Source organism: Microbacterium sp. C5A9 (assembly GCF_022627955.1).
In the GTDB taxonomy this organism is placed as follows: Bacteria; Actinomycetota; Actinomycetes; order Actinomycetales; family Microbacteriaceae; genus Microbacterium.
The window spans coordinates 169,029-189,968 of the sequence record NZ_JABXGD010000006.1 but is presented as its reverse complement, the minus strand read 5'-3'; the positions used below and the strand labels follow the sequence as shown (position 1 = coordinate 189,968).

General features: G+C 70.4%; 19 protein-coding genes. 12 read left to right on the top strand and 7 right to left on the bottom strand.

Going from position 1 to position 20,940, the window contains the following annotated elements; all coding sequences use genetic code 11:
• Positions 1–6: 6 nt before the first annotated feature.
• The 3 genes from HWD99_RS12785 to HWD99_RS12775 are packed head-to-tail and all read right to left on the bottom strand — an operon-like array spanning position 7 to position 3,057.
• Positions 7–1,062 carry an LLM class flavin-dependent oxidoreductase gene (locus HWD99_RS12785; RefSeq protein WP_241796639.1) on the bottom strand — a complete coding sequence of 352 codons (1,056 nt, stop codon included), beginning with the start codon at positions 1,060–1,062 and terminating at the stop codon, positions 7–9.
• A 13-nt stretch (positions 1,063–1,075) separates the two neighbouring features.
• On the bottom strand, positions 1,076–2,368 hold the full coding sequence (locus HWD99_RS12780; protein WP_241796638.1) for an O-acetylhomoserine aminocarboxypropyltransferase/cysteine synthase family protein: 1,293 nt from the start codon (positions 2,366–2,368) through the stop codon (positions 1,076–1,078).
• Positions 2,365–3,057 carry an alpha/beta hydrolase gene (locus HWD99_RS12775; protein ID WP_241796637.1) on the bottom strand — a complete coding sequence of 231 codons (693 nt, stop codon included), beginning with the start codon at positions 3,055–3,057 and terminating at the stop codon, positions 2,365–2,367. The genes HWD99_RS12780 and HWD99_RS12775 overlap by 4 nt, the downstream gene beginning before the upstream one ends.
• A 241-nt stretch (positions 3,058–3,298) precedes the next feature.
• On the opposite strand from HWD99_RS12775, the gene HWD99_RS12770 reads away from it, so the two are divergent.
• The 4 genes from HWD99_RS12770 to HWD99_RS12755 are packed head-to-tail and all read left to right on the top strand — an operon-like array spanning position 3,299 to position 5,602.
• Complete coding sequence (locus HWD99_RS12770; protein ID WP_241796636.1) at positions 3,299–3,547, top strand: hypothetical protein; 249 nt, start codon at positions 3,299–3,301, stop codon at positions 3,545–3,547.
• Positions 3,547–4,839 (top strand): putative T7SS-secreted protein, encoded by a 1,293-nt coding sequence (locus HWD99_RS12765; RefSeq protein ID WP_241796635.1) that lies wholly within the window; start codon positions 3,547–3,549, stop codon positions 4,837–4,839. Before HWD99_RS12770 ends, HWD99_RS12765 begins: the two co-directional genes overlap by 1 nt.
• Positions 4,836–5,321 (top strand): hypothetical protein, encoded by a 486-nt coding sequence (locus HWD99_RS12760; RefSeq protein WP_241796634.1) that lies wholly within the window; start codon positions 4,836–4,838, stop codon positions 5,319–5,321. Before HWD99_RS12765 ends, HWD99_RS12760 begins: the two co-directional genes overlap by 4 nt.
• Positions 5,318–5,602: a WXG100 family type VII secretion target gene (locus HWD99_RS12755; RefSeq protein WP_241796633.1), complete on the top strand. Its 285-nt coding sequence runs from the start codon at positions 5,318–5,320 to the stop codon at positions 5,600–5,602. Before HWD99_RS12760 ends, HWD99_RS12755 begins: the two co-directional genes overlap by 4 nt.
• A 4-nt stretch (positions 5,603–5,606) precedes the next feature.
• On the opposite strand, the gene HWD99_RS12750 is transcribed toward HWD99_RS12755, so the two are convergent.
• Together HWD99_RS12750 and hrpA are read right to left on the bottom strand one after the other, a co-directional pair.
• Entirely contained in the window at positions 5,607–6,551 is a 945-nt protein-coding gene (locus HWD99_RS12750; RefSeq protein ID WP_241796632.1) for an NADP-dependent oxidoreductase, read from the bottom strand.
• Between the two features lie 9 nt (positions 6,552–6,560).
• A complete protein-coding gene (hrpA, locus tag HWD99_RS12745) occupies positions 6,561–10,469 on the bottom strand; it encodes an ATP-dependent RNA helicase HrpA (RefSeq protein WP_241796631.1) in 3,909 nt (1,302 codons plus the stop codon).
• A gap of 42 nt (positions 10,470–10,511) precedes the next feature.
• Here hrpA and HWD99_RS12740 point away from each other — a divergent pair, with 42 nt between their 5' ends.
• From HWD99_RS12740 to HWD99_RS12725, 4 genes are all read left to right on the top strand, one after another.
• Positions 10,512–11,717, top strand: a complete 1,206-nt coding sequence (locus HWD99_RS12740) for a heparan-alpha-glucosaminide N-acetyltransferase domain-containing protein (RefSeq protein ID WP_241796630.1) — start codon at positions 10,512–10,514, stop codon at positions 11,715–11,717.
• Entirely contained in the window at positions 11,714–12,550 is an 837-nt protein-coding gene (locus HWD99_RS12735; RefSeq protein ID WP_241796629.1) for an aldo/keto reductase, read from the top strand. Before HWD99_RS12740 ends, HWD99_RS12735 begins: the two co-directional genes overlap by 4 nt.
• A 76-nt stretch (positions 12,551–12,626) precedes the next feature.
• The gene (msuE, locus tag HWD99_RS12730) at positions 12,627–13,199 is read left to right on the top strand and encodes an FMN reductase (RefSeq protein WP_241796628.1); all 573 of its coding nucleotides are present in this window, start codon (positions 12,627–12,629) and stop codon (positions 13,197–13,199) included.
• 38 nt (positions 13,200–13,237) lie between these two features.
• Positions 13,238–15,037, top strand: coding sequence for a thioredoxin domain-containing protein (locus tag HWD99_RS12725; protein WP_241796627.1), 1,800 nt, complete (start codon positions 13,238–13,240; stop codon positions 15,035–15,037).
• A gap of 4 nt (positions 15,038–15,041) precedes the next feature.
• Here the strand turns inward: HWD99_RS12725 and HWD99_RS12720 are convergent, their stop codons facing one another.
• On the bottom strand, positions 15,042–15,260 hold the full coding sequence (locus tag HWD99_RS12720; protein WP_241796626.1) for a hypothetical protein: 219 nt from the start codon (positions 15,258–15,260) through the stop codon (positions 15,042–15,044).
• Between the two features lie 43 nt (positions 15,261–15,303).
• On the opposite strand from HWD99_RS12720, the gene HWD99_RS12715 reads away from it, so the two are divergent.
• A complete protein-coding gene (locus tag HWD99_RS12715; protein WP_241796625.1) occupies positions 15,304–16,674 on the top strand; it encodes an amino acid permease in 1,371 nt (456 codons plus the stop codon).
• A gap of 38 nt (positions 16,675–16,712) precedes the next feature.
• Here the strand turns inward: HWD99_RS12715 and HWD99_RS12710 are convergent, their stop codons facing one another.
• Positions 16,713–18,266 (bottom strand): dolichyl-phosphate-mannose--protein mannosyltransferase, encoded by a 1,554-nt coding sequence (locus HWD99_RS12710; RefSeq protein ID WP_241796624.1) that lies wholly within the window; start codon positions 18,264–18,266, stop codon positions 16,713–16,715.
• 65 nt (positions 18,267–18,331) lie between these two features.
• Between HWD99_RS12710 and rsmI the strand changes: the two genes are divergently transcribed.
• From rsmI to HWD99_RS12695, 3 genes are read left to right on the top strand one after another with little or no spacing between them, the layout of a single operon-like run.
• Positions 18,332–19,147 (top strand): 16S rRNA (cytidine(1402)-2'-O)-methyltransferase, encoded by an 816-nt coding sequence (gene rsmI / locus HWD99_RS12705; RefSeq protein WP_241796623.1) that lies wholly within the window; start codon positions 18,332–18,334, stop codon positions 19,145–19,147.
• A complete protein-coding gene (locus tag HWD99_RS12700; RefSeq protein WP_241796622.1) occupies positions 19,147–19,782 on the top strand; it encodes a class I SAM-dependent methyltransferase in 636 nt (211 codons plus the stop codon). The genes rsmI and HWD99_RS12700 overlap by 1 nt, the downstream gene beginning before the upstream one ends.
• A 43-nt stretch (positions 19,783–19,825) precedes the next feature.
• Complete coding sequence (locus tag HWD99_RS12695) at positions 19,826–20,932, top strand: LacI family DNA-binding transcriptional regulator (protein WP_241796621.1); 1,107 nt, start codon at positions 19,826–19,828, stop codon at positions 20,930–20,932.
• Positions 20,933–20,940: the final 8 nt, after the last annotated feature.

Genomic DNA, 20,940 nt, shown 5'->3' with positions numbered 1-20,940 from the left:
GCGTGGTCAGCTCACCGCAGACAGCGCGCGCTGGGGCACGAGCGGGAAGACTTGCGCGGCGATCCGCTCGAGTTCCTCATCGAGCGGCGAGGACTGGATGAGCAGGAGGGTGATGCCCGCATCCGCGTATTCCTGGATGCGTTCGGCGACCTGCTCCGCGGTGCCGACGAGGTTCGGACGCAGCCCCCGGGTGCCCACCGAGTACTCGCGACGGGTGAGTTCGAGCGAAAGCTTCGAATTGCGTTGGAACTCCTCGAACGAGGCGTAGCCGGGCGAGTCGGGATCGACGGTCGTGATGCGCTCGAGCTCGCGCTGCGCCTCGGCCTCGGTGTCGCGGACGATCACGTAGGCCGGCATCCCGAACTCGGCGATCGGCCGACCGTGCAGCCGCTCGGAGCGTGCGTTCATGTCGGTGACGTTGGCGCGCACCTCGTCGAGGGTGCCGCCGTGCATGACGTAGGCATCGGCGAACCCGGCGATCGACTCGCGTCCGGCTTCGCTCTCGCCGCCCGCGAAGATCACGGGATGTGCTGAGGGCTTCGGCTCGACGACGGTGCCGTCGAGGGAGTAATGCGATCCCTCATACGAGAACGGCGTGTGCTCCCACAGGCCGTTCAGCACCTCGACGAACTCCTGCGCCTGCACGTAGCGCTCGTCGTGGGTCGTGAAGCGACCGCCGAACTGCCTGGCCTCTTCGGCCCACCAGGCGGCGACGACGTTCAGCGAGACGCGGCCCGGCGCGATCTGATCGAGGGTGCCGACCGTCTTCGCGAGCACGGCGGGCAGGTGGAAGCCCGGCCGCACCGCCGTCATCACCCGCAGTCGCTCGGTCACGGCGAGGATCGCCGCGGACAGCGACCAGGCCTCGAGGCTCGGTGCCTCGACGCCCTTGCGGTCGTTGAGATAGAGCTCCGGCACCAGGGTCGTATGGAACCCGAGGCGATCGGCCGTGACCGACACCTCGCGGATGTACTCCCAGGTCGCGGCCATGCGCCCCTCGTCGGTGACGTTGCGCAGGAACCCGCCGTACACGGGCGTCCAGTATCCGAGATCGATGGGCATGATGCTCCTTGCGTCAGACGCCGGACAGCGCGCTGTCGAGGTCGGCGATGAGGTCGGCGGGGTCTTCGAGTCCCGCGGAGAGTCGGATCGTCGTGAGGGAGATGCCAGCGGCGGCCCGCTGCTCGCCCGTGAGGTGCGAATGCGTCATCGACGCCGGATGATTCACGAGGCTGCGCGCATCGCCGATGTTGGCGACGAGTCGGATGACCCGCAGGGAGTCGATGACGCCGGCGACCCGCTTCTGCGTCTCGGCGTCCTCCGGGACCGCGAGGTCGAACGAGAAGACGGAGGGACCACCGCGCGGCAGATAGCGCTGCGCGAGCGGATGCCACGCGTTGCCCTCGAGCCCCGGGTGGTGCACCCGGGCGACGGCCGGATGCTGCTGCAGGTGCCGCGCGATCGCGAGGGCCGTGGCGCTCTGACGCGACACCCGGAGGTCGAGCGTCTCCACACCCTGCAGGATCTGCCACGCGTTGAACGGCGACAGCGAGGGGCCGAGGTCGTGCACGTACTTCGACTTCACGAGCGCCGCGAACGCCTGCCCGATGCCGAAGCGGTCCCACAGGGTGAAGTCGCCGATGCGCGTGTACGGCTCGGTGAAGTGCGGCCACCGCGCCGGCTCGCGGCCGAAGTCGAAGGTGCCCTGATCGACCACGACACCGCCCAGGGACGTGCCGTGCCCGCTGAGGAACTTGGTCGCCGAGTGCACCACGAAGTCCGCGCCGTGCTCGCCCGGTCGCACCAGATAGGGAGTGCCGACCGTATTGTCGATCACGAGCGGCACACCGGCCTCGTGCGCGATGTCGGCGACCGCGCGGATGTCGAGCACCTGCGCGATGGGGTTCGCGATCGACTCGGCGAACAGCACGCGTGTCTCGGGACGGATGGCCGCGCGCCAGGCATCCGGGTCGTCCTGGTCGACGAAGGTCACCGGGATGCCGAAGTCGTCGAAGGTCTCCTGCAGCAGGTCGACCGTGCCGCCGTAGAGCTGGGTGGCGGCGACGATGTGTCCGCCGCGCCCGACGATCGCGAGCAGCGTCACGGCGACCGCCGCCTGGCCGGACGCGACCGCCACCGCGGAGACGCCGCCCTCGAGGGCGGCGATGCGCTCCTCGAGGATCTGCTGGGTCGGGCTCGCGTTGCGGCTGTAGAGGTTGCCGGCCGCCCGGAGCGCGAACAGGTCGGCTGCGTCGGCGAGCGACGCGAACTCGTAGGCGGCGGTCTGGTAGATCGGCGGGACGGCGCTGTTCTGCGGGGTGCCGGGGATGTACCCCGCCTGGATCTGACGCGTGGAGAACTCGGTCATGCGGCCGCGACCGCCGCGGTGTGGTGAGCACGGACGATCGGCGCGTGCACATCGCCCCCGCGCAGGCGTTCGAGCCAGTGCACGAGCGAGGCAGCGACGCTGCGGTGCGACTGGTCGTTGAGCGCGTCGTGGAGTCCGTCGACGGTCTCGATGACCTCGAGGTCGGGGACCGTGCGGAGGGCGTCGACCACGGCGGCGAGAGGCGAGACCGTGTCGGCGCCGCCGTGGATCGCGAGCACGGGGACCTCGATCGCCGCGAGGTCGGCGGGCGCGGGCAGCGGTTCGGCGGCGGAGACGTCGACGGACGTCGCCTCGGATGCCAGCACACCCAGGTGCAGCGGGCATGCTGTGCGCTCCTCCGCAGACGGCAGGTCGAGCTCGGCGTCCACCAGGGTGCCGGCGACGACAGCCCCCTCGGCCGAGGCTCCCTGCGCGATGAGGCGCAGCACGGCGGATGCTGCGGCATCCGACCCGATGAGGACCCGCGGGGCGTCGGTCGCCTCTGCGAGCCAGACGCTCGCGGCATCGGCGTCCTCTTCGAAGACGGCGACGACGTAGCCGTCGGAGCTCAACCGGCGGCCGAAGCGCTCGTACACGCCTGCGCGCTCGCCGCGTCCGGTGACGAGGGCCAGCGTGCCGCGGACGCGGGCGGGAGGCGTCCAGAGGGCAGGGGAGGAGGTCGTGGTCATGCGATCCATCCTCTGGGCGGCGGCGGATCCTCGTTGAGGATGTGTCGCCGTGTTGCGCTCCGTGTCGCTGCGCTTCCGCCGTGGGCGGCGACGTCGGTGCCCGAACGGCGAGGCCGAGCGAGAGTATCGGAATACCCATTTTCGTCCCCATATGACTACAGACAGGTTGCTAACGTCGACATATGGGGGACAGGGGCGCGCGGACACGTCGTATGACGTCGACACCGAAGTACTGAGGGTGATGGCGTCGAAGGCGCGCCGAACCGTCGGCGAGTTGGGGTCGTCGGTGATGACGACGCCCGCTGATGCCGGACACGAGTGGGTGGACGTTGCGGCGGCAGGTTTCCGTGCCGCATGGTCCGACGGGCTGGCCGCCCGCGTGACCGACACCGAAGACTTCGCTGACAGGTTGGGCACGACTGCCCGGATCTTCGACGAAGGCACCGATGCGGCCAAGGCCGAAATCGACGCGATGATCTGGAGCGGGTGATGGAGCTGGGGCAGACCCCGTCGCCCATCGACCTCGTGCCGGGGTCTGTGTCGGATGTGAGGGCAACGGCGGAAGCGTGGAAGGCCCGCAGCGTCGAAGCGGACCGGGTGCGTGACGACCTGGCCAGGCTGGACGACGACGGCACCTGGAAAGGCGCTGCCTGCGACGCCTACCTCGAGCGATTCGAGCGCCAGCTGCTGCACTGGAAGCGTGCGGGCGAGTGGCTCCGCTCCGGTGCGAGTGCACTGTTCACCTGGGCCGACGCGCTGCAGTGGGCGCAGGACGAAGCCGACCGCGCGATCACTCTGTGGAGCGAGGCAGAGCAACAGGGTGCTGCGGCGCTGATCGCTCACCGCGCGCACGTGCGGGAGCTGCGCGTCGGACAAGGGCTGCGCCATCCCGAAGCCGATGTGCCCTTCGTCGATCCATCAGGGCCCGCGCACGATGAGGCGCGCGAGGTCTTGTTCACCGCTCGGGCGACACTCGAGGTCTACGCGCGCGACTGCGCGACCCGGTTGGACGAGGCCGCGGACGCGGCCCGGATGCCGCTGACCGATCCGGAAGCTGCGACGCAGGCGCAGCACGCGATGACCGAGGCGATCATCACGGTCGCTGTCGTCCAGCCGTTCCTGGCGACGATGGACGTGCTTGCGATCTCCGCTCAGACCCTGTGGGAGCATCCGGACATCATTCTCGAGCTCCTCGGCGGCGCTGCCACGTTCATCGGCGGCGCAGGTGTCGCAGCCGGGGGAGGTGCCGTCACCGTTACCGGTGCCGGTGCTCTGGCCGGCTCTCCCGCAGTCGTCGTCGCGGGAGTCGGGATCGCCGGAGCTGGCGCGATGATGATCGGCGATGCTGCCAGCCGGTGGTCGCAGGAGTCCCACAGCGTGGCGGATCGTCGCCCAGGCGTCGACCGCGGCGACGGTCGAGATTACGCGGGAAGGTTCGCGAAGGGGCAACTGGACAAACCGTGGGTGGACAGCGAAAAGCTCGGCCTGGACATCTATGCGAAGGAAAACAATGCCAATGTGATTCGAACGAAGGTCAGAGTCGACTTCGAAGGCTCGCCCCAGAACGGTCGATACTATGACGGCCTCGAGAAGAACGGCGACGGTTCGAATACTTACACAGCAATCGAGGTGAAGTCTGGCTCCGCGTTCAAGGACTATTCGAGGCCAGGTAACACGCAAGGACAGTTTGACGAAGCCGTCAACGGCGGTACTCCGGCTCGAGGCTTCCTCGACGGGGAAGAGATTCTCATTACGAAGGTAGAGACGGTGATTTTGCCATGACCAAGTACGGACCTTTCGCGCAAACGTCGCCAAGCGGCTTGACGGGCTGGTTCGACGACTATCGACGCCCGATTCCCGAGCACCTGCGACTCATGCTCGGCCACCTCGATGGAGGCGGGAACTACACCTACATCATCTGGCGTGGTGCGGACCCGGAGAGCATCGTCGGGTTCCGGGACGAAGCGAACGATTCATTCATGCAGGCCGCGGGCTCCGCCGACGCGATGACCGTGGAAGTCCGGCTCCCCGGGCCCGACGGCGAGAGTCACCTATACACGGTCGGCAGGCCCGAGCCCGCAGACGGCACCACCACCCTCATCCCCATGAGTGACGACCGCGCGATTCGAGTGTTCTCGAATGAGATCTTCACCGCCGACGAGGCCGCGGTGATCTTCTACACGTACTACCTCACGGATACCGTCTCGCAGCCCTATGTCCTGCGCGAACTCGACCTGGGGCAAGAACTCACGGAGTTGCGATGAAGGTCTCCGTCCGTCACGACTCCATCGCCGAGACGGTCGCCGCGCTCGCGCTCACCGTGAAAGCGTTCGAACAGGAACTGGACGTCCTCGATTCCGAGGTCGCGCGACTGCAGTCCGCATGGGACGGCGAGGCGCAACGCGCGTACGCTCGGGCCCAGCACCAGTGGACCACCGCGCTCCAGGGCATGAAGGCGCTGCTGGCCGAAGCCACGCGCCGGCTGATCGCCGCGAACTCGATATCTCAGGCCACAGCCGACACGGCCGCCCGCGTCTGGTCCTGAGGGTCTACGGAATCAGGACGATCTTGCCCGACGCTGCACCGGACTCCACGAGCTCGTGGGCCTGCGCCGCCTCGGCGAGGGGAAATTCGGGGCCGAGCTCGATCGTGAAGTCGCCGGCTGCGAGCAGATCGACGGTCGCCTGGAGCGCCTCGGCTCGCCAGGCGAGCTCCTGCTCGGTGAGCGGCACGGGGGAGCCGCCGGAGAAGGCGCGGATGCCGAACGAGGCCGCGTCGGGTCCGCGCACGATCGTCGCGATGCGGTCACGATCGGCGACGAGCTCGAGCGACACCTCGATGGCCTCGTCGGTGCCTGCACAGTCGAGCGCGACGGTCACCCCATCCGGCGCGGCCTCCTGCACGCGCTCGAGCAGCCCCTCGCCGTAGGCGACCGGGATCGCACCGAGCTCGCGCAGCTGATCGTGCCGCGCCGGGCTCGCCGTGGCGATCACGGTGGCACCCCACGCGACGGCGAACTGCACGGCCGCCTGCCCGACCGAGCCGGATCCGCCGTGCACGAGCAGCACGTCGCCGTCGGTGACGCGCAGCGAACGCAGCGCCTGGTACGCGGTGCCGGCGGGGATGCCGATGCCGGCACCCTCAGCAGCCGTGACCGAATCGGGGAGGGCGACGAGCTTGTCGACCGGCACGGCGAGCAGGCTCGCGTAGGTGCCGACGGTGTCGCGGATTGCCACGCGGTCGCCGACGGTGAAGGCATCGACATCATCGCCGAGCGATTCGATCACGCCGGCGCCGTCGAATCCGACGCCGCGCGGCTCGGTGATGGGCGGCGAAGGGCGCTTGGCCGCGCGGAGCTTGGCATCGATCGGGTTGACCCCTGCGGCTTCGATGCGCACCACCGCCTCGCCGCTCAGCGCGATCGGATCGGGTGTCTCGATCAGGTGCAGCACATCAGGGGAACCGAACTCTGTGTAGACGATCGCGCGAGCCATGCCCTCAGGCTACCCCCGCGAAGCCAGCACCTTCATGATGCGCTGCGGGGAGACCGGCTGAGCGGTGCCGAGGCGCTGCGCGAACACGCTCACGCGATACTCCTCGAGCAGCCAGCGGGCCTCGATCACTGCGCGGGAAGCCCCCGGCGCGAGAGGGATCGTGCCCCCGGCGTCTTCGTAGACCTTCGCCATGCGCTCGAACTCGCTCATGCGGGTGCGGTCCTTGCCCGGCTCGCTCGCCAGCGTCTTCAGCCGTTCCAGCATCCCGTCGAGGTAGCGCGGGAAGTGCCCGATCCGGTCGACGCCCGCGGCCGAGACGAACCCGGGATGCAGCAGGCCGGAGAGCTGCGTGCGGACGTCGTTCAACGGCCCGAGCAGCGCCAGCGAGTTCTGCGACTTGATGCCTCGCTCGACCTCTCGCGACTTCGTGAGGATGCGGGCGACGAGCGACACGCAGGCGAACAGGGCATCGACGAGGGATGCCGAGACGGCGTCGCGCACCCGCACGAAGTCGGCCTCGGTGCGGATGATCCCGCCCGGAGCCATCCCGTCGATCGCGCTCTGCACCACCGCGGCGCGGCAGTCCTCGATCAGCGCCGCCGCGGACTGATACGGCGACGCCGCGAGAGCGAGCTTCTCCTGGCTCGTGAGGTGCTGCTGCACATACGACGACGGCGAGGGCACTCCCAGCAGCACGAGTCGCAGCACGCCGGCGCGGGTGGCTGCGGCCGCCGCATCCACGGTGGACTCGACGCGCACCGAGACGGTCTTTCCCTGATCGACGACCGCCGGGTATCCGCGCACCACACCGCCGGCGACGCGGGTGTCCAGCACTTCGGGCAGGTCGCCGAACGCCCAGGTCGTGAGGCCGTCACGCTCGATCGAGGCGGCGACGGCTGCGGGCTGCGGTCCCTTCGAGGGCCCCGGGCGGCGGGGCGGCGCGGCGATCGAGCGGGCGACGCTGCTGCGGGCGCGGTCGGCGAGGTCCGCCTGCAGCACGCGGAGATCGCGGTTCGATCCGGCGACGCGCCCGCGCTCGTCGACGGCGCGGAAGTTCATGCGCAGGTGCGCGGGCACCCTGTCGTCGTCGAAGTCGTCCGCCGAGACGAGCTGATTCGCGAGCGGCTGGATGAGGCGCGCGAGAGCCTCTTTGAGCGTGCGCGTCGGCATCCCACCGTGCGACTCGGGGCCCTCTCCGGTGAGCTCGGCGCCGAACTTGTCGGCCCAGTCGGCGGCAGGCACGACATGTCGTCTGATCGCCTTGGGCAGCGCGCGCAGCAGGCCGGTCACGAGCTCGGCCCGCAGCCCCGGCACCTGCCAGTCGAAGCCGCTGTCCTCGATCTGCGCGAGCAGAGGAAGGGGGATCACGACGCTCACGCCGTCGTCTGGCGCGCCCGGTTCGAACCGGTAGGCGAGTCCGAGCACCTGATCGCCCTGCGTCCACCGGGTCGGGAACTCGTTCTGGTCGGCCCGACTGTCGTCGTCGAGAAGGTCGGCCTCGCGCATGACGAGCAGCTTCGGGGTCGTGGCGAGCTGCTCGCGCCACCACTTCTCGAACGAGCGCACGTCGAACACGTCGACCGGTATGCGCTCGTCGTAGAAGCGGAAGACGGCCTCGTCGCCGGCGAGGATGTCGCGGCGGCGTTCCCGTTCCTCGAGCTTCTCGAGACGCCGACGCAGCTCGGCGTTGCTGCGCCAGAAGGCGCTCACACGCTTGTCGATGCGGGTCGGGTCCCATTCGCCCTCGACGAGCGCGTGCCGCACGAACAGCTCGCGCGACGCCGCGCGGTCGATCCGTGCGAACTGCACGCGTCGGCGAGGGATGATCTCGACGCCGAACAGCGTTACCTTCTCGTAGGCGACGGCGGCCCCTGCATCCTTCGACCAGTGCGGTTCGGTGACCTGCCGCTTGGCGAGGTCTCCGGCGATCGCCTCCGCCCAGGCCGGATCGATCGCGGCGACCGTGCGCGCATAGGTGCGGGAGGTCTCGACGATCTCGGCGGCCATGACCGCCTGCGGACTCTTCTTGCGCAGGGCGGAGCCGGGGAAGATCGAGAAGCGGTTGCCGCGGGCGCCGCGGTACTCGGCCATCCTCTTCTTCTTGGGATCGACGCCCTTGCCGGTCTGGCGCTCGTCGAGGATGCCGATCTGCGACAGGAGCCCCGAGAGCAGCGCCCGGTGGATCGCATCGGGATCCGCGGTCTCTGACCCGGAGGCATCCTTCGTCTTGACGAGGGAGCGCAGCTGGCGGTGCACGTCGAACCACTCGCGCACACGGACGTAGTTGAGATGCTCCGAACGGCACAGCCGACGGAAGGCACTGGAGCCCAACTCGCGCTGCTGCTCGCGCAGATGGTTCCAGAGGTTCAGGATCGACAGGAAGTCGCTCGTGGGATCGGCGAAGCGGGCGTGCATCCGATCCGCCTCGTCGCGCACGCTCTGGGGTGCCTCCTGCGAGGGACGCTCGCGCACGTCCTGGATCGACATGCCGGCGACGATCGCGAGCACATCGCGCGTGACGTCCGCGCTGCCGGGGCGTCCCGCCTCGATCAGCATGCGCGCGAAGCGCGGGTCGATCGGGATGCGGGAGATGTCGCGACCGATCCGCGTCAGCGCGTGCGGCTCCGAGCCCGTCGAGGCGCGCACGGCCCCGAGCTCCGTCAGCAGGTCGAATGCCGCCTTCACCCCTCGGGAGTCGGGCGGTGTGAGGAACGGGAATGCCGTGATGTCGCCGAAGCCGAGCGACAGCATCTGCAGGATGACCGAGGCGAGAGAGGTGCGGAGGATCTCGGGTTCGGTGAACTCCTCGCGCCTGTCGAAGTCCTCCGCGCTGTAGAGGCGGATCGCGATGCCGTCGCTGGTGCGCCCGGCGCGACCCGAGCGCTGATTCGCGGATGCCTGCGAGATGGGCTCGATCGGCAGTCGCTGCACCTTCGAGCGGCTGCTGTACCGCGAGATGCGGGCGGTGCCGGTGTCGATCACATAGCGGATGCCGGGCACCGTGAGGCTCGTCTCGGCGACGTTGGTGGCGAGCACGACGCGGCGGCGGACCCCGGCGACGCGGCTCTTCTCGAACACCCGGTGCTGCTCGGACGCCGAGAGCCGTCCGTACAGCGGCAGGACCTCGGTCGGGGAGCGGTCCTTCGCATACGCGCCGCGCACCGCATCCGCCGCATCGCGGATCTCGGCCTCGCCCGGCAGGAAGACGAGCACGTCACCGGGCGCCTCGCGGTCGAGCTCGCGGAGAGCCGCGACGATGGCCGTGACCTCGTCGCCCTCTGCCTCCGCACCCGTCGCGCCCGACTCGGCGTCATCGGTGCGGCCCCGATATCGGATCTCGACCGGGTACGTGCGTCCCGACACCTCGATGATCGGTGCGGGGGTCCCGTCGGCCGCGGCGAAGTGCCTCGCGAAGCTCTCGGGGTCGATGGTCGCCGAGGTGATGATGACCTTGAGGTCGGGGCGCTCCGGCAGCAGTCGCGCGAGGTAGCCGAGCAGGAAGTCGACGTTGAGCGAGCGCTCGTGCGCCTCGTCGATGATGATCGTGTCGTAGCGGCGCAGCAGACGATCTCGGTTGATCTCGTTGAGCAGGATGCCGTCGGTCATCAGGGCGATGCGCGTGTCGTCCGAGACCTTGTCGGTGAAGCGCACCTTGTAGCCGACGAGCGTGCCGAGTTCGACCTGCAGCTCGTCGGCGACGCGCTCCGCGATCGTGCGCGCCGCGAGCCGACGGGGCTGGGTGTGCGCGATCCGCTCGCGCCCGAGCTCCAGGCAGATCTTCGGCAGCTGGGTGGTCTTGCCCGACCCGGTCGCACCGGCGACGATCACGACCTGGTTGTCGCGGATGGCGTCGGCGATCTCCTCCCGGGCGGCGCTGACGGGCAGCTCGGGAGGATAGATGATCACGGGGGAGGGCATAGCCCTCCATCGTATGACGGGATGGCCCCTTACGATCGTCGAATGACCGTCGCGCGCACCCCCACACCGTGGTCGACCCCCACACAGTGGTTCCAGGACTTCGGTCGCGCCCCGCGCATCCTCGGCCTCGACGTCGCGCGCGGCCTGGCGATCCTCGGCATGGCGGGCGCGCACATCGGCGAGTCCGAGCCGTTCGACCCTTTCGAGCCGTCGACGTGGGGCGATCTCGTCAACGGGCGCTCCTCGATCCTCTTCGCGGTGCTCGCCGGGGTGTCGATCGCGCTGATGACCGGGCGCAGTGCGGGGCCCGATCCCGCACGGCTGCCCAGCATCCGCCTGCAGCTGGTGGGACGCGGTGCCGTGATCTTCCTGATCGGTCTGGCGCTCGAGCTCCTGAACACCCCGATCGCCGTGATCCTCACGCTCTACGGGCTGCTCTACGTCGCCGTCATCCCGTTCCTGCGCTGGCAACCGTGGAAGCTGCTGCTCACGGCGGCCCTCCTCGCGCTCGCCGGGCCCGCGCTGCTCGCCCTCCTGGCCGTGCTCGCGCTGCATCCGTCAGGACCGGGAATCGGGCTGGTGCTGTACGGGTCGTACCCCATCACGGTCTGGCTCGCCTTCGTCTTCGGCGGCATGGCTCTGGGGCGGCTGCACGTGGAGAAGCTCGAGACGGCGGCGGGGGCCCTCGCCACAGGACTCGGCCTGATGGTCGTCGGCTACGGCCTCGGCCTCGTCGGTGCGCTCGCCGGTCTCGGCGGACCCGAGGACGGATCGGGGGCCGGCACCGGCTGGAGCTCCGGGTGGAGCACCTATCCGGATGCCGTGGCCGATGGCGATCCGCTCGGAGCCGTGCTCGGCGGGGTCTTCGGCGTCGAGGCGCACTCGGGCGGAACCGCCGAGATCCTGGGGTCGGGCGGATTCGCGCTCGTCGTGATCGCGCTCTGTCTGCTGCTCAGCCGCCCGCTGCGCTGGGTGCTGCTGCCGCTCGCCGCCCTGGGGTCGATGCCGTTGACGGCGTACAGCGCGCACGTGCTGTCGACCGCCCTGATCGGCGGGCCCGGGGGATTCTTCACGAGCAACGAGTTCTGGGCGGCGACCGCGATCATGCTGCTGCTGGCCACCTCGCTGTGGTCGATCTTCCTGGGGCGGGGTCCCCTCGAGCGGCTCGTCGGCAGGGCGGCCACGGCGATGGCGTCTCCCGGCACGTCGGCCCCACCCTCCGCGAGTACTCCTAGGCTGGATGCATGACGATTCCTGCACTCGAACTGAACGACGGCAACTCCATCCCCCAGCTCGGCTACGGCGTCTTCAAGGTGCCCGCCGACGAGACCGAGCGTGCCGTGAGCGAAGCGCTCGAGATCGGCTACCGCCACATCGACACCGCGGCGATCTACGGCAACGAGGAGGGCGTGGGTGCGGCGATCGCGGCGTCCGGCATCGCCCGCGACGAGCTCTTCATCACGACCAAGCTGTGGAACGACCGCCACCACGACGACGAGCCCCGCGCGGCGATCGCCGAGAGCCTCGAGAAGCTCGGCCTCGACGCGGTCGACCTGTACCTCGTGCACTGGCCGACCCCCGCCAAGGACGACTACGTGCACGCGTTCGCGTCGCTCGTCGAGATCCGCGAGGCGGGCCTGACCCGCAGCATCGGCGTCTCGAACTTCCTCGTGCCGCACCTCGAGCGCGTCGTCGCCGAGACCGGCGTCGTGCCGGCCGTCAACCAGATCGAGCTGCACCCGGCGTACCAGCAGCGCGACATCGTCGACTGGGCGTCCGAGCGCGGCATCCGCATCGAGTCGTGGGGTCCTCTCGGTCAGGGCAAGTACGACCTGTTCGGCACGCCGGCGATCGCCGACGCGGCCGCCGCCCATGACGTCACCCCGGCGCAGGCGGTTCTGCGCTGGCACCTGCAGAAGGGATTCATCGTCTTCCCGAAGTCGGTGCGCGCCGAGCGCCTGCGCGAGAACCTCGACGTGTTCGGGTTCGAGCTGACCGATGCCGAGATCGCGGCGATCGATGCGCTCGACCCTCTCGACGGCTCGGGTCGCGTGGGCTCGCACCCGAACGACGTCAACTGAGGCGTTCCGTTTCGACAGATGACGCCCTGTGTCGCTCCTCGCGACACAGGGCGTCGTCGTGAGTAGCGTCGACCGCATGACAGCTCCCTACCGTGTCGTCGCCGTGTCCGGCTCCCTGCACGAGCCCAGCAAGACCACGGCTCTCATCCGTGCGATCGCCGGCGCTGTCGCCGACCGTGCGGCGGTCGAGATCGAGGTCATCGAGCTCACCGACATCGGGCCGTCGCTCGCCGGGGCGCTGCGCCGAGACCAGCTGCCCGCGCGCGTCGAGGAGAAGCTCGTCGCGATCGAGCAGGCCGATCTGCTGATCGTGGGCAGTCCCGTCTACCGCGCCTCGTTCACCGGACTGTTCAAGCACCTGTTCGACTTCGTCGGTCAGTACGAGCTCGTCGGCAAGCCGGTGCTGCTCGCCGCGACCGGCGGCGGTGAGCGCCACGCGCTCATCATCGAGCACCAGCTGCGCCCGCTGTTCGCGTTCTTCCAGGCGCTCACGCTGCCGTTGGGCGTGTACGCGAGCGACACCGACTTCGACGGCTACGTGATCACCTCCGATGTCCTTCAGGCGCGGATCGCGCTCGCCGCGGATCGCGCCCTGCCGCTGGTCGGGTACGCCGCGTCGCGCCCGGTCGAGCCGCTGCTCGTCTCCTGACCGGCCCGGAGGACCCTGCAGCCGCGTAGCGTGAGGGTATGACGAACCGGCTCGCCGACACGCTCAGCCCCTACCTGCGCGCACACGCCGACAATCCGGTCGACTGGTATCCGTGGGGACCGGAGGCCTTCGCCGAGGCCGAACGCCGCGGGGTCCCTCTGCTCATCTCGATCGGCTATTCGACGTGCCACTGGTGCCACGTGATGGCGCGGGAGTCGTTCGACGATCCCGAGACGGCGGCGGCGATCAACGCGAGCTTCGTGGCCGTCAAGGTCGACCGCGAGGAGCATCCCGACGTGGACGGCGCCTACATGGCCGCCGCCTCCGCGTTCACGCAGAACCTCGGGTGGCCGCTCACGGTCTTCACGACGCCGCGTGGCCGCACCTTCTACGCCGGCACCTACTGGCCGCCGGTCGCTCGGCAGCCGCTGCCGGCATTCCGCGACGTGCTCGCGGCGGTGCACGAGGCATGGACCGTGCGACGCCCGCAGGCCGAGGAGTCGGCGGATGCCGTGACGGCGGCGCTCGCGCAGGCCGCGGAGTCCGTGACGTCCGACCTGCCGGATGCCGCGTCGATCGCTCGGGCCGCGCAGACGGTCGTCGAGCGCGAGGACCGCATGTTCGGCGGCTTCGGCGGCGCCCCGAAGTTCCCTGTCGCGACCACGCTGGGCATGCTGCAGAGTCCGCTCGTGCGGCGGGAGGCTCCGGATGCCTCGGCCGCTGCCGACCGGGCGCTCGCCGCGATGGCGGCATCGGCCCTGCGCGATGAGGACGGCGGCTTCTTCCGGTACGCGACGCAGCGCGACTGGACCGTGCCCCACTACGAGCGGATGCTGACCGACAACGCGCAGCTGCTCCTCGTCGCACTCGATGCGGGCGACGCGCACACAGCACGGGGAATCGCGGACTTCCTGCTGGGCACGCTGCGCCGGGACGGCGGGGGCTTCGGCGCCGCGCAGGATTCCGAGTCGTGGATCGACGGCCGGCGCAGCGAGGGCGGGTACTACCTGCGTCCGGCGGCGGACCGGGGAGCACTCGAGCCGCCCGCTGTCGACGGGAAGGTCATCACGGGCTGGAACGGTCTGGCCATCGGGGCACTCGCTCGGGCCGGCGAGTCCCTCGCGGAGCGCTCCTGGGTGCAGGCGGCTGCCGACGCCGCCGAGGTCGTGCTGCGGGTCAATCGCGACGCGACGGGAGCGCTCGTGCGTGCCTCTCTCGAGGGTGCCGCCTCGGACGCCGTCGCGACCGCCGCGGACGTCGCACTCCTGGCCGAGGGTCTGTTCGCGCTCGCCCTCGCGACGGGAGACGCGGCATGGGCCGTCGAGGCGCGGACGCTGCTCGACACAGCCATCAGGGGTCTCGAGGGTGATCCGCTGCTCGCCGCGCACGGCATCGCGACCGCTCCCGACCAGTCGGACGGCGATCTGCCGTCGGATGCGGCAGCCGTGGCCGCCGCATCGCTCACCGCGTGGCGGCTCGGTGCAGGGGAGCAGTACCGCGAGGCCGCGGCCGAGCGCGTGCGCGCACACGCCGCGCAGGCCGTCTCGCAGCCGTTCGCGCACGGGAGCCTGCTGCGCGCGGCGGCCGGTCTCGTCGACGCGCCGAGACAGCTGGTCGTCGTGACCGAGGCGCCGACGGGCGCGCTCGTCGCGGCGGCGCGCGAGGCCGACACCGACGTGACGGCGATCGTCTCGCCGGCGCAGGCGCGGGCGTTCGCCGATGCGGGGTTCGAGCTCTTCGAGGGCAAGGGGAGCGCGGCGGAGCAGGCATACGACTGCCGGGCGTTCGTGTGCCGGCTTCCGGTGAGCGAGCCCTCCGCGATCTCGCTCGCGCGCTGAGCGATCAGCCCGCGTGACGCGGATGCTGTCGGGCGGCGCGCTCGTTGCCTCGGCGGTAGTTCCCGGTGAGTCGCGCCATGAGCAGCTGAGGGTCGCCCTGCTCGACCTGTGCGAGGAAATCGGTCGCCCGGGCTCCGCGCAGCACGGCAGCCGTCACGCCGTGGTGACGGATGACGACGTCGTCACCGCGCACCACGAACTCGAAACCGGAGGGGCTGCCCATCGTGAGATCGTAGCCCGCTCGTCTGGTCGCTTAGGCTGGGCCGGTGCATGCGGCTCCCCTGACCACGACGACCACGACCGGCGGGCTGCACCAGGGGCTGACTCGTCGCCAGATCTCGATGATGGGACTCGGCGGCGCGATCGGCGCCGGGCTCTTCGTCGGCTCGGGACAGGCGATCAGCATCGCCGGCCCCGCCGTCCTGATCTCCTACCTCGTCGCCGGCGGCATCGTGGTGCTCGTCATGGCGATGCTCGCCGAGATGGTCGCTGCCCGACCGACTCCCGGTGCGTTCAGCTCATACGCGCAGACGGCGATGGGACGCAGCGCCGGCAGCGCGGTCGGCTGGCTGTACTGGATCCAGCTGGTCGTGGTGATCGCGGCCGAGGCCACCGCCGCCGCCGGCATCGTCGCGGCCAGGACCCCGGGCATCGCCGCCTGGGTGTGGGTGCTCGTCTTCGTCGTGGCGCTGACCGCGGTGAACCTCTTCGGCGTCGGCAACTACGGTCGGTTCGAGTTCTGGTTCGCGGCGATCAAGGTCGCCGCGATCATCGCGTTCCTCGGGGTCGGGGTGTGCGCCATCATGGGGCTCATCCCGGGGGTGCCGGCGACCGGCATCGGCAACCTCGTCGACCACGGCGGCTTCGCCCCGAACGGCATGACCGGCATCGCGGCGGCGCTCCTGATCGTGATGTTCGCGTTCGGCGGCACCGAGGTCGTCGCGATCGCCGCCGCCGAATCCGACGATCCCTCGCGCAACATCCGCCGGATCGTGCGCGAGGTGCTCGTGCGCATCATGATCTTCTACGTTGGGTCGATCTTCGTGATCGTGTCGGTGGTCCCGTGGAACGACGCCGCGGTCGCGGACGGTCCCTTCTCGGCCGTGCTCGAGACGCTGCAGGTGCCGGGCGTCGCCCTGGTGATGGACCTCATCGTGGTGATCGCGCTGCTCTCGGCGATGAACGCGAACATCTACGGGGCCTCGCGCATGGCGTACTCCCTCGGCGAGCGCGGCCTCGCACCGGCGGCGGCCACCCGCACGACCGGGCGGGGTGTGCCGACTGTGGCCGTGCTCGCCTCGGTCGCGTTCGGGTTCGTCACCGTCGGGCTGAACGGGGCGTTCCCCGGGGTGGTGCTCCCGGTGCTGTTGAACATCGTGGGGTCGACCGTCCTCATCATCTGGTCGGCGACGGCGGTGTCGCAGATCATCCTGCGCCGTCGTGCCGATCGCTCGGGTGCGGCGATGCCGATGCGCATGTGGGGATTCCCGTGGCTGTCGTGGGCGTGCCTGGTGCTGCTCGCGGGCGTCATCACGCTGTCGCTGATCGACGAGACGGCGCGCGTGCAGCTGCTGCTGACGATCGGTCTGACCGGGGTGCTGCTGGTCGTCGCGCGCCTGACGCGTGTCAGGAGATGACGGGCCTCACCGGCTGACGGGCCTCACCGGCTGACGGGTCAGACCCAGCCCGGCAGCCAGTTGTGCAGGAGCCAGAAGTCGTAGGGCACGCTCACGCCGGTCCACACCGGGTAGTAGAAGGCCGAGACCAGCACGACGACGGCGAGGAACACCATGACCGTGCGCTCACCGGCCTGGCGGCGATGCAGCGGGTCGTCGCGTCGCCCCGCGATCGCGCGCAGCGCCACCGCGAGTGCGATCGCGAGGAAGGGCGCCATCGCCACCGTGTAGAACTGGAAGATCGTGCGCTCGGGGAACATCAGCCACGGGATGTACGTCGCCGCGAGACCCACCAGCGGGAACGTCAGCGCGGGGTCGATCGGCCGACGCGCGATCCAGGCACGCACGAGTCGGTAGACGAGGTACCCCGCCGCGGCGATGCTCGCGTACCAGATCAGCGGATTCGGGATCGTGGAGATCACGGCGATGCAGTGGTCGACCCCGCACGGCGCGGGGTCGGTGCCGACCCACACCGCGGTCGGGCGCAGCAGGAGCGGCCATTCCCACGCCGGGCTGGCGTAGGGGTGCCCGCTGTTCAGGCCGACGTGGAAGTTGAGGATCGCACGGTGGTAGTTCCACAGCGCGATGAACGGGTTCGGATCGCTGTCGCGGGAGTACCCGCCGTCGGTCACGAGCCACCCCGTCCAGCTCACGAGGTAGGTCGCGAACGCCGGCAGCACGAGCAGCACGAACGACACCGGGCCCTGCCGGAACGCCGCAGCGCTGGGCCACAGCACGACGCCCGCGCGGCGACGGGCGAGCGCATCGGTCACGACGACGTAGAGGCCGAAGGCGGCGAGCGCGTACAGGCCCGACCACTTGACGGCGCACGCGGCGCCGAGCGCGACACCCGCGGCGATCAGCCAGGGACGACGCCAGAGCACCCGCCCCCACAGCGGCTCGGGGGAGTCGGCGTCCGGTCTCTCGAGCAGCGGGATCGTGCGGTCGCGGTCGATGAGGATGAACAGTGCGCCCAGCACGATGAAGAAGGTCAGGGGGCCGTCGAGGAGTGCCGTGCGGCTCAGGACGATGCTCAGTCCGTCGATCGCGAGCAGCGAGCCGGCGACGGTCGCGACGACGATCGACCCGGTGAGGCGGCGCGCGACCAGGTAGACCAGCAGCACGGTGGCGGTGCCGAGGAGCGCGGTGGCGAGGCGCCACCCCACGGTGTTGTCGGGGCCGCCGATCGACATGCCCAGCGCGATCAGCCACTTGCCGAGCGGGGGATGCACGACGAACGAGCCGTTGTCGGCGAGTGGCAGCTGCTGCAGCGTGATGAACGCCTCGTTCGCGTTCTCACCCCACGTCCCCTCATAGCCGAGCGTCCACAGCGACCACGCGTCCTTGACGTAGTAGGTCTCGTCGAAGGCGAGCTGATGCGGATGACCCAGGTTGACCAGGCGCAGCACGGCCGCCACGACGGTGACGACGAGCGGCGCGAACCAGCGCAGCATCCGCCCCCAGTCGGGGTCCTGCAGGATGCGGTCGCGCAGCTGCCCGTACCGCGTCGGGCGCTCCTCAGGAGCGGGCAGCAGGGGCACGGGCGCGGTCACGGCTCCAGCCTAGACAACGAGCGTCTCCGACGACCGGGCGACGCGGTCGCGCCTAAGCTGGGCGGGTGATCATCCTCGCCGCCACACCGATCGGAAACCTCGGGGATGCGTCCCGCCGCCTCATCGAGGTGCTCGAGAACGCCGAGGTCGTCGTCGCGGAGGACACCCGCACCACCGGTCGGCTGCTGCAGGCGCTGCAGATCGCGAACAGGCCCCGTCTGATTGCCCTGCACGACCACAACGAGAAGCAGAAGTCCGCCGAGCTCGCGGCGCTCGCCGTGGAGCAGGACATCGTGGTCGTCAGCGATGCCGGGATGCCGGCGATCAGCGACCCCGGCTACGGTCTCGTCGCCGAGGCCGTCGCGCAGGGCGTCACGGTGACCGCGATCCCCGGTCCGAGCGCCGTGATCATGGCGCTCGCGATCTCGGGTCTGCCGACCGACCGTTTCACCTTCGAGGGGTTCCTGCCGCGCAAGCCGGGGGAGCGACGGTCGACGCTGCGAGCGCTCGCCGCCGAGCCCCGCACCCTGGTCTTCTTCGAGTCGCCCGCCCGCCTCGCGTCGACTCTCGCCGACATGGGCACCGCCTTCGGCGACGACCGGCGCATCGCGGTCTGCCGCGAGCTGACGAAGTTCTACGAAGAGGTCCGTCGAGGCACCGCGGCCGAGCTGGTCGAGTGGGCGACTGCGGGGGTGAAGGGCGAGATCGTGGTGGTCGTCGAGGGAGCGCCGCGTCGCGAGGCATCCGCGGAGGACGCTCTCGCACAGGTGCAGCGGCTCGTCGCGTCCGGCATCCGCTTGAAGGACGCCTGCGCCGAGGTCGCCGCCGCCACCGGACTGTCGTCGCGAGACCTGTACCAGGCAGCGCTCGCCGCCCGCTGATGCGCGCCGGATCGGACGACGGCATCGCGGCGGCGTACGACGCGCGGGCCGCGGAGTACATCGCGCTCGCCGGTGCGATCGAGCAGATGGATGCGCGCGACGCGGCCATGATCGCCCGCTGGTGCGAGGCCACGACAGGCATGCTGCTGGATGCCGGCTGCGGTCCGGGACACTGGACGGGGTTCCTCGCTCAGCGCGGACGCGAGACCCGCGGCATCGATCTCTCTGCGGCGTTCGTCGACGCCGCCTGCAGCCGGCACCCCGACATCCCGTTCGACGTCGGCTCCTTCCGCGCGCTTCCGTACGCGACGGGGTCGGTCGGCGGGATCCTCGCCTGGTACTCGCTGATCCACACCCCGCCCGACGACCTCCCTGGGATCCTCGACGAGTTCGCGCGTGTGCTGGCTCCGGACGGCAGCATCCTGCTCGGATTCTTCGACGGCGAACCGCGTGCGCCCTTCGCGCATGCGGTCGCCCCCGCGTACTTCTGGTCGGCGGAGGCGCTCGGTGTCTGTCTCGGGGATGCCGGATTCGACGTCGTCTCCGCGGAGCGCCGCGCACGCATGCCCGACGAGGTGAGCGTCCGACCGCACGGATCGCTGCTCGCCCGCCGGCGCGCATCGGCACCGCTGTGACCCCGAGTACCCTGGTGCACACCCACCCCGAGGAGGATCACGCGTGAGCAAGAAGGCGACCGTCTACGACGTCGCGGAGCGCGCCGGGGTGTCGATCGCCACGGTCTCCCGCGTGCTGCGGCAGCCGGATGCGGTGCGCCCTGCCACGCGCGAGCGCGTGCTCGACGCCGTCACCGAGCTTCGATACGTGCCGAGCGGCAGCGCCCGCGGGCTGGCCGAGAGGCGTACGGGGGTGCTCGGGCTGTACTTCCCCGGGTTCGACGCGTCGGACGACGCTCCGATGCTCGACGTGCTCGGAGACGCCGCATCGTCGAGCCCGCCGTTCACCGTCGACCGCGAGACCGCTGACGCCGGTGCGCCGCAGCCGACCATGCTCTTCCTCGACGAGGTGCTGCGCGGCGCCGAGCTGGAGGCGTGGAAGCAGGGGTTCGTGCTCATGATCGGCGTGGGCCGCGACGACCCCACCCGCGAGACCGTGCGCGACATCGCCGGCCGGGTCGACGGGCTGATGGTGCTCGCCCAGAGCGTTCCCGACGACGTGCTGGCCCGCCTCGCGCAGCGCATCCCGGTGGTCGTGCTCTCCGGCCCCGCGCGCGGCGACGACTACGATCACGTGACCGTCAGCAACGCCGAGGCGATGGCCGAGCTCACGCGCCTCGTGCTCGCGGAGGCCGACCCCGGAGGCCTCGCGTTCCTCGGCGGTCCCGAGGACTCGCCCGACGGCGCACAGCGCTGGGACGGCTTCGTGGATGCCGTCGTCGAGGCGGGCATCGCGCTCGACGAGGTCACGGTGCTCCGCGGCGACTTCACCCGCGCCGCGGGTCGGCGTGCGGGGGAGGAGCTGATCGCTCGCGGTGTGCCCACCGCGCTGGTCGCCGCGAACGATCAGATGGCTCTCGGCGCGATCGACGCGTTCCGATCGGCGGGCCTCCGCGTCCCGGCCGACGTGCGGGTCACGGGCTTCGACGGCATCGAGGCCGCCGCACTGTCACGGCCTGCACTGACCACGGTCCGTCAGCCGATGATCGACCTCGGCCGTGCCGCGGTGCAGCTGCTCGCGCGCCGGCTGGAGCAGCCGGATGCCGACCCGATGACGGTGCGCCTGCCCCTGCAGATCCTCGTCCGAGAGAGCTCGCAGCGCCCGGAATGACGAGGAGT

What these genes read in the sequence shown, in the direction of transcription:
- HWD99_RS12785 (WP_241796639.1), bottom strand. Translation starts at nt 1,062, where the DNA reads ATGCCCATCGATCTCGGATACTGGACGCCCGTGTACGGCGGGTTCCTG.
- HWD99_RS12780 (WP_241796638.1), bottom strand. Translation starts at nt 2,368, where the DNA reads ATGACCGAGTTCTCCACGCGTCAGATCCAGGCGGGGTACATCCCCGGC.
- HWD99_RS12775 (WP_241796637.1), bottom strand. Translation starts at nt 3,057, where the DNA reads ATGACCACGACCTCCTCCCCTGCCCTCTGGACGCCTCCCGCCCGCGTC.
- HWD99_RS12770 (WP_241796636.1), top strand. Translation starts at nt 3,299, where the DNA reads ATGGCGTCGAAGGCGCGCCGAACCGTCGGCGAGTTGGGGTCGTCGGTG.
- HWD99_RS12765 (WP_241796635.1), top strand. Translation starts at nt 3,547, where the DNA reads ATGGAGCTGGGGCAGACCCCGTCGCCCATCGACCTCGTGCCGGGGTCT.
- HWD99_RS12760 (WP_241796634.1), top strand. Translation starts at nt 4,836, where the DNA reads ATGACCAAGTACGGACCTTTCGCGCAAACGTCGCCAAGCGGCTTGACG.
- HWD99_RS12755 (WP_241796633.1), top strand. Translation starts at nt 5,318, where the DNA reads ATGAAGGTCTCCGTCCGTCACGACTCCATCGCCGAGACGGTCGCCGCG.
- HWD99_RS12750 (WP_241796632.1), bottom strand. Translation starts at nt 6,551, where the DNA reads ATGGCTCGCGCGATCGTCTACACAGAGTTCGGTTCCCCTGATGTGCTG.
- hrpA (WP_241796631.1), bottom strand. Translation starts at nt 10,469, where the DNA reads ATGCCCTCCCCCGTGATCATCTATCCTCCCGAGCTGCCCGTCAGCGCC.
- HWD99_RS12740 (WP_241796630.1), top strand. Translation starts at nt 10,512, where the DNA reads ATGACCGTCGCGCGCACCCCCACACCGTGGTCGACCCCCACACAGTGG.
- HWD99_RS12735 (WP_241796629.1), top strand. Translation starts at nt 11,714, where the DNA reads ATGACGATTCCTGCACTCGAACTGAACGACGGCAACTCCATCCCCCAG.
- msuE (WP_241796628.1), top strand. Translation starts at nt 12,627, where the DNA reads ATGACAGCTCCCTACCGTGTCGTCGCCGTGTCCGGCTCCCTGCACGAG.
- HWD99_RS12725 (WP_241796627.1), top strand. Translation starts at nt 13,238, where the DNA reads ATGACGAACCGGCTCGCCGACACGCTCAGCCCCTACCTGCGCGCACAC.
- HWD99_RS12720 (WP_241796626.1), bottom strand. Translation starts at nt 15,260, where the DNA reads ATGGGCAGCCCCTCCGGTTTCGAGTTCGTGGTGCGCGGTGACGACGTC.
- HWD99_RS12700 (WP_241796622.1), top strand. Translation starts at nt 19,147, where the DNA reads ATGCGCGCCGGATCGGACGACGGCATCGCGGCGGCGTACGACGCGCGG.